This is a genomic window from Yaniella soli (assembly GCF_054782375.1).
The window spans coordinates 57,169-70,222 of record NZ_BAAGSP010000012.1 but is presented as its reverse complement, the minus strand read 5'-3'; the positions used below and the strand labels follow the sequence as shown (position 1 = coordinate 70,222).

14 protein-coding genes are annotated in these 13,054 nt (G+C 48.4%); 3 read left to right on the top strand and 11 right to left on the bottom strand.

The features are described 5' to 3' along the window. The first annotated feature begins 94 nt into the window (after window positions 1–94). The 3 genes from ACYVJT_RS08070 to ACYVJT_RS08060 are packed head-to-tail and all read left to right on the top strand — an operon-like array spanning window position 95 to window position 2,534. The gene (locus ACYVJT_RS08070; protein ID WP_343956402.1) at window positions 95–1,030 is read left to right on the top strand and encodes an AvrD family protein; all 936 of its coding nucleotides are present in this window, start codon (window positions 95–97) and stop codon (window positions 1,028–1,030) included. Beyond that, window positions 1,024–1,716, top strand: a complete 693-nt coding sequence (locus ACYVJT_RS08065; protein ID WP_343956403.1) for a TetR/AcrR family transcriptional regulator — start codon at window positions 1,024–1,026, stop codon at window positions 1,714–1,716. Before ACYVJT_RS08070 ends, ACYVJT_RS08065 begins: the two co-directional genes overlap by 7 nt. Next, a complete protein-coding gene (locus ACYVJT_RS08060; RefSeq protein ID WP_343956404.1) occupies window positions 1,713–2,534 on the top strand; it encodes an SDR family NAD(P)-dependent oxidoreductase in 822 nt (273 codons plus the stop codon). The genes ACYVJT_RS08065 and ACYVJT_RS08060 overlap by 4 nt, the downstream gene beginning before the upstream one ends. Before the next feature lie 234 nt (window positions 2,535–2,768). Here ACYVJT_RS08060 and secA2 read toward each other — a convergent pair whose 3' ends face one another. The 11 genes from secA2 to ACYVJT_RS08005 form a co-directional block, all read right to left on the bottom strand. Next, window positions 2,769–5,141 carry an accessory Sec system translocase SecA2 gene (gene secA2, locus ACYVJT_RS08055; RefSeq protein WP_343956405.1) on the bottom strand — a complete coding sequence of 791 codons (2,373 nt, stop codon included), beginning with the start codon at window positions 5,139–5,141 and terminating at the stop codon, window positions 2,769–2,771. A 137-nt stretch (window positions 5,142–5,278) separates the two neighbouring features. Further along, the gene (locus ACYVJT_RS08050; protein ID WP_343956406.1) at window positions 5,279–6,016 is read right to left on the bottom strand and encodes a class I SAM-dependent methyltransferase; all 738 of its coding nucleotides are present in this window, start codon (window positions 6,014–6,016) and stop codon (window positions 5,279–5,281) included. Next, window positions 6,009–6,527: a hypothetical protein gene (locus ACYVJT_RS08045; RefSeq protein WP_343956408.1), complete on the bottom strand. Its 519-nt coding sequence runs from the start codon at window positions 6,525–6,527 to the stop codon at window positions 6,009–6,011. Before ACYVJT_RS08045 ends, ACYVJT_RS08050 begins: the two co-directional genes overlap by 8 nt. Before the next feature lie 2 nt (window positions 6,528–6,529). Then, window positions 6,530–7,345 carry an alpha/beta fold hydrolase gene (locus tag ACYVJT_RS08040; RefSeq protein ID WP_343956410.1) on the bottom strand — a complete coding sequence of 272 codons (816 nt, stop codon included), beginning with the start codon at window positions 7,343–7,345 and terminating at the stop codon, window positions 6,530–6,532. Further along, a complete protein-coding gene (locus ACYVJT_RS08035) occupies window positions 7,342–8,241 on the bottom strand; it encodes an HTTM domain-containing protein (RefSeq protein ID WP_343956411.1) in 900 nt (299 codons plus the stop codon). The genes ACYVJT_RS08040 and ACYVJT_RS08035 overlap by 4 nt, the downstream gene beginning before the upstream one ends. Continuing rightward, entirely contained in the window at window positions 8,235–9,044 is an 810-nt protein-coding gene (locus tag ACYVJT_RS08030; protein ID WP_499418283.1) for a hypothetical protein, read from the bottom strand. Before ACYVJT_RS08030 ends, ACYVJT_RS08035 begins: the two co-directional genes overlap by 7 nt. Before the next feature lie 53 nt (window positions 9,045–9,097). Then, window positions 9,098–9,382 carry a hypothetical protein gene (locus ACYVJT_RS08025; protein ID WP_343956413.1) on the bottom strand — a complete coding sequence of 95 codons (285 nt, stop codon included), beginning with the start codon at window positions 9,380–9,382 and terminating at the stop codon, window positions 9,098–9,100. A gap of 260 nt (window positions 9,383–9,642) precedes the next feature. After that, entirely contained in the window at window positions 9,643–10,329 is a 687-nt protein-coding gene (locus ACYVJT_RS08020; RefSeq protein ID WP_343956414.1) for a hypothetical protein, read from the bottom strand. A gap of 2 nt (window positions 10,330–10,331) precedes the next feature. After that, window positions 10,332–10,625 (bottom strand): hypothetical protein, encoded by a 294-nt coding sequence (locus tag ACYVJT_RS08015; protein ID WP_343956415.1) that lies wholly within the window; start codon window positions 10,623–10,625, stop codon window positions 10,332–10,334. Window positions 10,626–10,790: 165 nt separating this feature from the next. Next, window positions 10,791–12,632, bottom strand: coding sequence for a hypothetical protein (locus ACYVJT_RS08010; protein WP_343956416.1), 1,842 nt, complete (start codon window positions 12,630–12,632; stop codon window positions 10,791–10,793). Then, window positions 12,632–13,009: a hypothetical protein gene (locus ACYVJT_RS08005; RefSeq protein WP_343956417.1), complete on the bottom strand. Its 378-nt coding sequence runs from the start codon at window positions 13,007–13,009 to the stop codon at window positions 12,632–12,634. Before ACYVJT_RS08005 ends, ACYVJT_RS08010 begins: the two co-directional genes overlap by 1 nt. Window positions 13,010–13,054: the final 45 nt, after the last annotated feature.

The following is a 13,054-nucleotide window of genomic DNA, read 5'->3' as shown; positions in this document are numbered from 1 at the left end:
AATCGGTTACTTTTCATACGAAAAGAAGTAGGCTGATATACCCGATAGTCTGTAATGTAATGCTGGGGAGGCTACTGTGGATGACTGTGACCAAATGACAGACAAACCACTTCAAATAAAAGAATTTCTCGGGCCAGCTGAAGACCGATATTTCGCGCAAGGTTACCAGTCTGTTCTCTACTCCCTGCATTCTGTTATAAAAGCGCACTCAGGTTTGGCAGAAGCAGTTTGCGAAGTTGTTTATCCACCTAGGTGGTCGGCTAGACATAGAGACGAAGAGTGCTCAGTGCCACACTTGAGTTCTGTTGATGCTGTGATTTTGTCCCTAAAGTTGTTAGAAAACATTTCATCAGTCGAAGAACTGAATGCACTCAGCCTTTATCGAGTGAGCTGTATCGACTTGACAGCTGGTTCGAGACCTTGGTTAAGATTAGAAGCTGTGCCGATTAGGCTGTCTTTCAAGTATGACAAGGGTTCATTAGTTTCTAAGGCCCAGGTAGGTAATATTCGTGTTGGGATTACTTTAGTAAAAGATAATTCAGGGTCGAGATTATGCAGCCTACCTAGAGGTCCTGAAACAGTTTACAGTCATCTTTTCCAGACCACCGAGGGTAACTCTCTTGTACAAAGTCTCAATTCAGAGCACGGCATACTTAGAAGCGAACATGACCTAAGAGCGAATAATGCTACGTTTTCCGCTCCCGGAATTGAGGCATTGCGATGGCCTTCTGTGACGGTTATCGACTACCTTGTAACGATGGGCCAGCTCACACAAGTTTTGGTTTACTCATATGCTGGTACGTCCCGCTCTGAGGCGGGTGCTCTCTGGATGCGTACGATGAAAATCCGTATAGACAAGCCCTCCGCTCCACTCCCCGTAAATTTTAAAGCTGAAACGAAAATTTTACGTGATCAAGTTTGGAAAATTGACGGCAAACGAATTCACGATGTCAAGGTTGAGTCTTCAGCTTCATCAGGAGCTTCAGCGCAAGCTACACTTGCTTATGAAGAGGCTTCAACGCGATGGTGAAAAGAAAACAAAGTATCAAACCCGACAACACTACTGTCGTGGCCAGCATTTCAAAGTATGCTCCTAAGTCAATTGACTGCGATTCTGATTTTACAGTCTTGCTGCGGGTCGCAGCCGCTCGGCTCGCCAAGGTACCCTACTCTTCGGTTAAGATTGCCGATGTCGCAAAAGATGCCAAGGTACCTGAGGAACTTATTTATAGACAGTTCCGTGACATGCACGAAATTGGTTCGTCGATACTGGAACACGAACGCTCAAGCATGAGCAATGTACAACAGCGAGTTTTAGGGATGAGGCTAAGTCCACTAGAGCAACTAGCTGAAGCCTTTCGAATGGTTGGTGAAAACCTTTCAAAAGACATCGTTGTTAGGGCCGGGGTGCGTATCGCATCCGAGTCCCGCAATTATTTTCCAGACCGTCGAATGGACCCTTTTCGAACATGGGAAGGGTTCGTTAGCTCACAGCTCAGCCGTGCACAAGATCTAGGCATGATTCGAGTCGACTTGGATCTCAATTCTATTACATGGGTTATAGTTGCTGCAGGAATCGGTATGAAGGATATTCTCTCAGTGTCCAACTCCTGGGACACTGCACCTGAACGATTTGAGAAGATTCTCCAAAGTATTAATGTACTCATCAGCTCTTGTAAGGCTGGAACCTCCGGAGTCACAGGGGAAGCTAAATGAGCATATCAAATAGACGAATTGCAGTAATCACAGGTGCTTCAGGAGGAATCGGCCGTGCTACAGCCATCAAACTCTGTGATGAAGGGTACGACATCATCGCTCACTATCACAGTGACCTACTTCGGTCTCAAGAACTCCAAGAGCAAATAGAACAAAAAGGCAGACTTTGCTGGCTCGTCACAGCTGACCTCGCAACAGAGGAGGGTATTAACTCACTCTTATGCGGTGTAGCCGACGTTCTTGACGTACTACCCAATTCATCACTAACGGCGCTGGTCAACAACGCAGCTCTTCTATTGGGTCCGTCGTTCGAAGAGGCTACGGTAAGCGAGTTCGACCGATACTTTGCTGTTAATTCAAGAGCACCATTATTCATTTCTCAAGGCATAGCTAAATTGATGGCGCCAGGGGGCAGTATAGTCAACATTTCGTCCGCGGCAGCACACTTTTCAAGCCCCGGAGATATAGTTTATGCGATGACTAAAGCTACTATTGAATCTTTTACGAAAAACGCGGCACAAGCTCTGGCAGGGAAAGGTATCCGAATCAACGCTGTTATGCCTGGGTTCACGGACAATGGTCATCAGGCATTCAAAAGTCCTACTATCCGAACCCATATGTCCAACTACTCGGTTCTAGGAGGGGTTTCATCACCGGAGACTGTCGCGGAGGCGATTTCATTTTTGCTGTCCGATCAAGCCGATAGAACTACAGGGGCTGTCCTAGACGTAAGTGGTGGAAGTGCACTTGGTGCTCGACAACGTGAAAAGAATTCGTTCTCACTACGAGACCTTAGGGATGAGCCCGACCAAGGATGAAAGCCTCTTATGAGACTCGTATTTGACCTCTGCTGTGAATAATCGTACAACCATGTTCAGATAGTCAACAATTTAGAAACTTGATATTTTACACTTACCACTCGAATTTTTTGGCGAATCATGAGACTCATTTATCGAACTCAGACCTGCATTAACCGAATCGGGCTTTTCTTCACTGACTTGGCACAACTATGAGGGTGCAATGTGGCTTGATGGTTCTGACATCATAAGAGCCTAATCTTTTTTAAATAATTGACGAGCAATACGTTGTACATTCCGTGCCGCGCGATCTCCAGAAGTACCCAGCGGGTTTTCTGGCACCATATAGGTCCAGGTAGCTGAAGGCCGACGAAGACCGAGTTGTTCGACAATGCCTGTAGGATCATCAACATCGTAACTTGCCACCATCTCGCAAACAACTTTATGCACACTCTCAAAAAAAACATCAAACTCACGCAGCGCAATAAGATGAAACTCTTGCACAGGGTCTTGCCCAGCGAGGACCCTCAAATTTATGCCTTCTCTCACGTCGTTGAGGAATGCAAGATGAGTGGTCCATGCCTCGTCTATGGCATGAAGTCCAACGGTTCGGACAAGCGCGTTGTACCCTCGCCACCCTAGCTTCGAGATCAAGTTCTCTGCCTGTCCAGGAATAGTTTGCAGCACCTGTTGGGCCATCTCTTCAGCGCCAAAAAGTATGTCTTTACGAGTGCCAATAACCGCTTGGCGTTGAATAGATATTGCTCTGGTGTACTGCCATGTTGAGCGATGCCTTTCCAAGCGAAGTGCTTCGGCAATCTTCTGGGAAGACACCACCATCTCGCTTAACTCCCGCCCAGAGACTTTTCTTCCTCGGTACTGGAGCTTCCTCTTCATGAAACCAGGAATATGAGCTTTTATTAGCTCATCTTCCAGGGAAATGAAGCGTATTGTAGTACCAGGGTCACCTTGTCGACCTGATCGTCCAAGTAATTGAGCATCTAGTCTGCGAGATGGATACATCGAGGTGGAAATTACTACAAGCCCACCTAGCTCTACTATCCGATTTCTATCACTTTCATCGGGTCCGCCAAGTTTAATATCAGTACCTCTGCCAGACATTTGCGTTGAAATGGTCACTGTACTGTATTGGCCAGCAAATGATATTATCTCTGCTTCTTCCGCGGAGTTGCGCGCGTTCAATACTTTGGCAGACACCCCTTCAGCATCTAACATGCTGGCTAAATGTTCCGACTCAGCGACGCTCTGGGTGCCAACCAGAACCGGTTGACCCTGTGAGTGTCTTTTTGTGATCTCTTGTAGGATGCCGGCTTCTTTTTTGGCATGAGTAGAGAACACTCTTATGGGTTCATCAATACGAATTTTGTTTTTATGTGGCTCAATACGTCCACTTTCAGCACTGTAGAACTCTTGAAGTTCGTCAGCTACCGCAAGCACAGTCCCGCTCATACCGGCCAGCAAACTGTATCGCAACAGAAGGTCTTGAATCGTTATAGAGTCCAACACTACACCTGGTTTCGTGACCTCTAATCGCTCCTTAGCCTCGATCGCCGCATGCAGTCCATCAGGCCATCGATGCATATGCGCTATCCGACCCCGGGAAGTGTTAATCAGTCGAATGGAGCCATGCTCTACCAGATAGTCGATATCGCGGTGGACAAGTGTGCGTGCATACAGTGCGAGATTGATTCGGGTGAGCATATCGATATTTTCAGTAACATATAGGTTGACACCACCCAACTGATCCTCAAGCAAATCAACGCCGGCTTCCGTGAGGGAAACCGCGCTGAGATCAGCATCCACCGTGTAATGCTCCTCTGGTGACAGTAGTTCTACAAGCGAAGTAGCGTTATAGAAATCATCACCTATGTGGTCCCCCTCGCCTGCAAGTACTAATGGAGAGACGGCTTCATCTATCATCACTGCGTCGGCTTCGTCGACAATGCCTACGTCGAAAGTAGGCCCAACCTGTTCAGATAAATCGTGCGCGAAGCCGTCTCTGAGCACATCATAACCAACCTCGCTTACCGGCGCGTAGACGACATCTGCCGTGTAAGCCTGCTTCCGGCCGTCCACAGACGTACGCTGTCCAACCCAAGCTACTTTGATTCCCAATAGTTCATAAATTGGACCCATCCAAGCGGCATCGCGTTCTGCTAGGTAATCATTTACTGACAAAACATGCACACGGCGCCCAGAAGCACCAAGAGCAGCAGCAGCTAATGCGCCGACAATTGTTTTGCCCTCACCTGTATCCATTTCAACAACATAGCCGTGAATCAAAGCACAAGCCCCAAGGACCTGCTCATCGTAGGGCTCTACCCCTAACCCACGTATACACGCCTCACGTGCAACCGCTAAAATTTTGGCTAAATTCTGTCGGCTAGCAATCGCACTGTTCTGACCCAATACGTTGGTCGCGAACCCATCAAGCTCATTGTCGGGGATGCCTGAGACCTCTGATTGTAGTGCTCGCGCAAGTTCAAGGATATCGTTGAATTGGCTTAAATGTGCTGTGCCAGGTGTGCCAAGAAAACGGTGGAGCCAACGGGGGAAGTGCTTCCTTATCACCAAAATCCTCCAAAAATTATCTTTTGTATATAGCAAGTCGACTGAGTATCTGCGTTAATTAGGTAACTCAACAGTATGAGGCTTTTTTAAAATTAGATGCTGAATCCCCACATTTACAATCAGACAACCAGTAGGAACAGAAGTTAAACGATTCACCAAATAGAGCTAAGCTTCTAATCTGTGCATTTCTCATATACTGATATATGCGATCTAGCAGTAACATCGACTTCCCCACCTTCCCAGTCTTTCATTCGAGCTACCAATTTAAAACCTGCTTGAGCAGCCAGGCCGTCAACATCTTGTGGTAAAGAGAATCGCGACACTTCGACAAAAGTAGACACATTTCCATGTCCGACAATTGAACGGAGTGCGACGAGGCGCTGCTCGATTGGATCAACCTCGATTTGGTCCAGAAGAACCAGGTCCCCTTTCCCTAAGGGTGTTGTTGTGAAGAGTGTGTTGTCGGCACGTAAGTAATGGTGAGCCGCGTAGTTCTCAATGATCAAATATCCTCCAGACTTCAGAAAACTCGAAGCAGAGTGTAATGTCTGTCCGCGCTCTTCCTCCTTCATGACCATAAAGAATGTGTTATTCATAATCATGCAGAGATCGAAACTCTCGTCACCGGTTGCTTCAACGAAACTTTTAACTTCGGTACGTACGCTTGACTCTGGGTCTTTGTCATGAAGAGTATCGATCATGCGCTGAGAAATATCGATACCAAGGACGTCGTTGCCGACGAGAGCTAAGGGGATCGCTGTACGACCGGTACCCACCCCAAAATCAACAATTTTACAGCCATTTGGGTGTATTTGTTGAACGTACTCAACAACTTGAGGCACGTCTATAGGCGGATAAAGCAGATCATAGAAACTAGATACGACATCTCCATACATTGGGATTTCATTCACTTGAACCTCCTTGCAAAACATCGTGCATTGCTGACGTAAACTTAGGGACAGCACCAGCTTGGTTGATCCCTAACCCACTACTTTCCAAAATCATAAACTGAATTTTTTCTGTATCAGAAGGAAGGGGCACTAGAGCGAGTACCACACTGAGAAGTGCAATATAGGAAGGAGACGCTATAATCATGCTGGTTGGAATATCGTTACGCAACATTGAATGTATATGAGCCGAACAGTCAAAAACAGTTTTTTCGAGTCGCCTGTTCCGATGCATTAAAAAGTGGAGGGGTCTCCTTGGTTCAAAAATTTGCAAATGCTTCCAGGGAGTCACATCACCGTTTTTATCGAAAGTGCGTGTCACAATTTCAGCATCTGTTGTTCCCGGGTATGGCCCGAAAAAGGTCCAAATTGGTATGAAATGCATGAAGGGGTCGATCCGGGCTGTCAATTTCTGACAAGCTGAGATCTGGTGTAATCCTGTCAGACCTAGCCATGTGCCCAACAGAAAACTCATAGCTATTTCTCTACTTCGGATTGTATTTCGTGCCATTTGGAGACCGTCCACTCAATTGCATTGTTGACCAGCTGAGAATGCTGTTCATTGAAAAGTATCGATTCGTGTGTTGCTTCTCGGTTTTCGAAAGAAGCACTTGATGCTGAGTTGGCTAGTATTTCCTGCACAAACCGGGACTGAATAGAGTTTGAAAACCCTAGAACATCAGTCGAGACCACAGATGTTATAAGTTTGGTTTGTTGTGGAGAGAGGCCAGATTCGACCCATAGTTTGGCCGCGGATTTTGATTCTCGATATGCGTCAATCCAAAACTTAGACTTTCTCATCTCTAAGGACATTGTATTACTGGATTCAGGCGGTAGCTGTTGTACTCCATCCAATTCTTCAGGCGGTAGCTTACCGCCAAAGAATGTTCGCACAATCCGCCGGAGAAGCGCTTGGTTTAGTCGTAAGTAGCTAAAATTCGTATCAGCACCAGGTGTGAATTGCGCCGGTGGTGAGGGGTCAACAAGAACGAGCCCTGCGACACGGGAACCAAAATAGTGTGCGTGTGCCCGTACTAGCAATGCACCAACCGAATGTCCGACCAGGATAACTGGTTCAGCCCTATCCTCGAATCCTATATTTGCTAATTGTCGTTCAAGAACCGCTGTATAGTTCTGTTTTCTGAAGCAGGCATCAAATGCTGATTCAGCAGCTCTTTGGACGAGGATTACCTCATATTTGGAAGGCTCCAACCTAGACGCCACCCAAGCCCAAGAAGAAGGTCCGGACATAAGTCCGTTTTCAAATATGATGATGAAACGCTGCTTCTTCATTTGAGTCTCCGGAATTTTGCCCAGGACTCTAGCATCGGTAGCGTAGACGGCTTATACAAAAATTGCCGGACAGTTTCATCTAATATGGGATGAAAAGAGGCAAAGGCCCACATGAACCTGTTTAAACCCATTACTATAGCTATAGATATGTGCATAGTAACCATTGAAATCTGCCATATTCTACGGATCGGTGTCGGCAAAAATACCATCACTGGTGCTGATACTTCTCCGATGATCACTGACCAAGCAATTGCCTTCCTAATTGCTGGGTAGCGGACCATCAAATTATTGAACTCAACACCGCCATAAGAGACAGTGCGGGTAATCCCAATCATTGCATCGCCCGACCGCCATACGGGAGAGATAAGTTTGACATATCCCGAAGTAAAGTAGGAGAGGATACATTGTCCGCTAATAAAAAGAGAAGCACTACGCTCCATCTTGCTCCCGGGTTTTGAAAACGATGCGACTAATTGTCCTGCTTGTTGCACTACCAAACCCTGGTCCGCCCCGTCTTGTCCAAGTCCTGCCGCCCTAGTATTTTGGTATATTTGTGTGGTTGCTTGCACAACTCTGGCGATTTTTGCCAAACGCTGTCGCGGCTTAGAGACGAGCAGAGTTATAGAAGCACCAAGTTTGACACCAGCAGTAATACGGTTAGCGGTGTGAGAAAATAGCGGCTGCACAAAACTGGAACGCATAAATCGCGGATATTGAATGCGTACAACACGCCAGGGCAAGTATTCAGAACGCTTGGCTTTATTGGAATCTAGAAGGTCCTCAATTGATTCAGCCACAAAACCAAATTGCGCAAAAATATCTGCTCGTCTAAAAGCGTTCAACACACTGCTGTGTGGTATTGTATCTCCGTGTTTATTTTGTTTTCTTGTTAGCATGAATTACCTGTTTCGAACGGTACTGAGTATTTAGCGGATTCTGGCTTCAGAGCGATTTCCGTCAGGCGCCTTTCGATGGCTGACACTAATGCGCCCGTTTTGCCTGAGAAATTTAAAGCATATGCGGCGTAAATCTTTGGGCCATCAAAACCACTCATTACCAGAGCGCCTGCGCGAAACCCTGGTATTTCACCTCTCTTGCCGCGGATTTTTGTTTTCTTATGTTTGTGCAGTACTGGCAAGAACAGCTCTGAGCGGAGATTATCGACTTTTAGCTCTGTCTCATCAAGCAGTCGAAGTGTTTTCGCAAGGTTTTTCGTGGTGTTCCGATACCAGGCGGAATCACCTGCGGTAAAGCTGAGTACTATTTGTTCGTCTATGAGCGGGGGCAGGGAGATAACCCCATGAAGTGGGGAGCCGACAAGGTGATTTCTAATTTCATTAGCTAGCACATCTGCTGCGGCGTTGGAGCTGTACCGCATCATATATACGATTGCTCGCGATAATCGTACTTTTTTACTTATTGAATTCAGGTCTAATCCATCAGCAAGCAGGCTTCTTTCATGAGCTCCGGCATCGGTGCCTGGCCGATAAAACTGGTTTAGCAATTTGATTTCAATCTCAGTATTCAAGATTTTGCTGTCGATGGCAGCTAAACGCATCAAACCATATAATGTAAAGATTTTTTGCGCGGAGGCCAGGACCATAGGGGCCCTAACCCCCGCGCTCCAAAACCGCTGGTCTTGCATACCAAAGAGACTAAACCGATCCATGTTTGCCTTTATCCAGTTATCTGCGCGCACACGGTTTGAATTTATATCCACGGTTTATTTCTCCAAATAGGCAAGGCCTTGTTTTACGATTCGTAGAGTCGAATGAGATCATGTATAGATGGAGTATCATCGCCTGTCTGTTGATCTAGAGATATTTCATTATCGATCGCTCCTCCAACAGCAGTTGTCCACTGAGTAATCGTGGCTGCCGTCAGCAAAGCCGTTGTTGTCAGAAACCCAGGCGTGCCCATTACTAGACCATGGTCTTCACCTAGCACCTGAAAACCATCACTCTTGAGGGCCACAGAGTTTGCAGCATTCTCCACGCTTCCACTGATATCTAGTGGTGCTTTTCCGGTTGTAATCATTTTATTTCACCCCTCTCTTTACGACAATATGGCCATTCCAGCGCCATGTGACATACTTTACAGTATGGTCTGTTACGTTTGAAGACCTCATTCAACAAACTTTTTCTGGAGCAGTCATAAAATCTTTCACTCGTAGCTTCGCAGAATGAGAGCAGTAGATAAACCTACTTAGAAGTCCCGCAAGAGTTTTAAGCAAATACAGGGCCGTTCCCTACCGCCATGGTCATGGATTTCTTATGATGACTTGATTACTTGATTTTTTAGCATGTACCTATTAGACCTCCGACCTCTAATGCTGAGTGGATGTTCATCTTGGGGTGCGTTGCCACTGCAACTTCGGTTTCACCGAATGCCACACTGTAGTGATCTTCATGGACAGCCACACCGTAATCGTCTTGTGGGCCTACGATGTGGAAGATGTGGGCTGCTTTGTACCGCGGTTGGCGCAATAGCAGTCCGATGACTACATCAAGTTGAGCCTGTTGTCCCCCTGCATCTTCGATACGTTCTGGGGTTCCTTCAAGGAAATAGCTCACTCCAGGGTGATGCACTTCTAGAGACTTGGCTAGTTCGATCAGCTGAGGGATGCCAGGGTCATCATGTTTTTGCATAACGGCATACAGCTGGTTGTAGAGGTCAATGATGGAGGGCATCGTCCCTTTGAGCGCTTTCAGTGCAGCCTCAAGACGGTCTTTGACTGGCAGATTCAGGATGATGGTGTTGCCCAATTCGGAAGCGTGATGTCCTGCATAGCTGTCGTAGATCAGTGACCACCGGTTCGCTATCAAGCGCATTTGATGAATATTTTCTGCGTTCTTGAATTCTTCTAAGAGACGTTTTGCCTCAGTTCTCAGTGAACCGGTCTCATGTAGGGCGTATTCTTCCAACATTTCATGAAACTGATCAGTGGTCAGCTCCAAAACATCTGGTTCGATGTGACGTGTCATGACTACGCCACCTGCCCGGTGTTCGGCGCGATCCACACACCGTCACTCCAGCGTGATTCGCCGTAAGCACTCTTCCGGTGATCCATGATCTTGTTCGTGATCAGCTCATCACCAAGCGTGGTGAAGTCCCATGATTGGTTGGCAAATTCGTAGAGTTCATCTGCGGCGTCCAGGTCGAATTCACCCATGATGGGGTCAATGAATTCGCGCAGTAAATTTTTTGCATCGGTTTTCTTGTGAGTATGAGGTGGCGCAATACGGCTGGCACTGTGCCGCTTGGCCAAAGGTGTTGTCATGACAGATCGGCTCCTAGGTCGGTGGATTACTTGTATCTCACCTGAACAGTGTCCGGCAGTGCAGTTCAGCACAGAACGGTTTCAGTTTTTGAGAAAATGCGAAACAAAAACAGCCGGCCAAGCACCATAAAAGGTACTCGGCCGGCTGCTATATAGACAGTAGATTTAGACTGCTACTGGTTCGCGCTGCTCTGTTTCTGCCGCGCCGGTGTCTGCTGCTGTTTGCTTTTGTCCAATAGTGGCCATGGCACCCAACACAAAGGCCCGGTGATCAGTGTCGGCCTCATAGCGTCCAGCCCCCACCAGACCGCCGTATTTCCCTGAGAACACAGCTTCAACCCCCACGGAGAGTACTTCGTGGGCGTTTTTTCGACCATATTCTTTGCCAATGTAAGACGTCACGAAGTTGTCTGGCCGCGCCACCTCTCGAACACCGTTGCCCGGGTAAAGGTCAATCAAATCTTCCCGTTGACCGTTTTCATGCGTGGTGCGGCGCTTTAAGAAGGCTTCTTCCATATCTCCGATGCCTGGTACGACCTTTTCAAACCGGTGTGACATCTCGTGTGCCGTGGTGGAGAACGCTACGCCATGTGAGCTATCGCCGCGCTGGGCTGGGTCGTTGCCAGAGTGGGTTGCTGGGTTGGTGGTGATTTCTGGTGCAACCTCAGCTTCCACGGTCTCCATGCGGTTTTGTGGACGGCGCCAGACGAGGTCACCGCGGCCATTGTCGGTGTAGTACATCTCCCAGTGATTGCCTTTTGGCCGGTTGCTGTGGCTGACATCGCCGCCGTGGCGCATCCGTTGGACCTGCCAGTGTTCTTCGACCATCACCGTCTGGAATGGTGCAGCACCGGCACCTTCGAGCTCTTCTTCGGTAGCTTCACGCCAAGTTCTCGTGCCGTCGTCGTAGCCACCCTTGCCAAATGAGCTGTTCTCAAAGTCTTCTTCGGAGTCAAACAATTTGACCTTCTGTGATCGGACTCGCTTCTTCTTTTCCAACAGCCTGCGGTCGGCATAGTGGGCGCGACGTTTCGAGATTCGAGCGTAGACATCTGGGCCGGCATTATGCTGATAAATCCACTCAGATGGGTAGATTTCTGCAACCTGTTGGAATGCAGCTGCCGACTTCTTCGTGGTGCGGTCACTCCAAGTGGTGTCCCCGCCCAGGTCACGCAGCTCAGATAGGGTTTCGACGTAGGCGTCGGAAAGCTTGGTCAGAGACTCTGATTGGTCTTCTTCGTAGAATCCTCGTGCAAGATCACGACGCAGTTCGCCCTGTTTTGATCGCAATTGGTTGGAACGAGTGTTGAGCGCAAGCATTTCATCGCTGTATTTAGCATCCGTCAGCTCCTTGCGCGCCTGATCTACCTGCTTTTGGGCCTGCTGAGCGTCGTAGGAATTCGCACCGTAGGTTTTCATCATGTGCTCACGGTTTTTGACCGCTCTGTTGAACACATCGTGAGCCGAGGCCTCCAGACCTCGCTGCTGCTCTACGATGTCTTCGAGTTCAGCCCCGAGTTCATCGAGTGCTTCGTTGGTTTGGATGCGGAAGAGCTCACCCTGGGCTGGCAGTCGGCCAACGGAGACCCCGGCACGTTGCTCCGCTTCGGTGGCCACTGTGTAGCCGACTTGGATGACCGCTGCTTCGGCGGCTTCGGTGACCGTGTCTTTGCCCATCTGATCTTTGAGACGTAATGCGGCATCGACGGCTGCTTTGCCATACATTTCTTCGTAGCGTTCACGGTTTTCTTCGGTCACATGGTTCAGCAGCTGGGCGTAGCTCTGGTTGTGATGACGGTGATCGGTCAGTAGCGAGATGTCTTGGGCTACCGCGTTGAGTTGGGCTGGCTCCCACACGTGATCTGCTGGGATTTCAAAGGTGCCACCCTCACCAATGACCGATGCACGAGCATCGTTGGCGGCACGTCGAGCTTTACGGTAGGCGGCGCGGTATGCGGGGTCTGATGAGGGGCAACGACGGCCACCATCGGCGATGGACCGGCACATTAGCTGCTCACCTCGCTGTCAGCGGTGATGTCTTCGAGTTCTTCATTGATGACATCTTCGCCTTCTTCGGTATTGACGTAGCCAAGATGAGGTTCGATCTGGATGGCTTCAGCAACCTCATCTGGAGCCTCGGTGACGATGCAGCGTCCCGGCCAGTACCCGGCCATAGCAGCCAATGCGCCCAACGGGTCTTCATAGGATGCTGTGATGACCTGGTTGAAGACATTGAGTTCGATTTCACCGGCGGCCATGTGCTCGGCAAATGTGACGATTTCTTCATCGCCTATGAAATGTCCGTCGTTCCATGCTGCGGTTTTATCGGCCACAGCGACCGCGATAGTTGGACCGGTTTCGTACCGGATACCTGTGCTGGTCATAATGACTCCTTGATAGTTGCGGGTGCATGATGGGAGTGTCCGGGG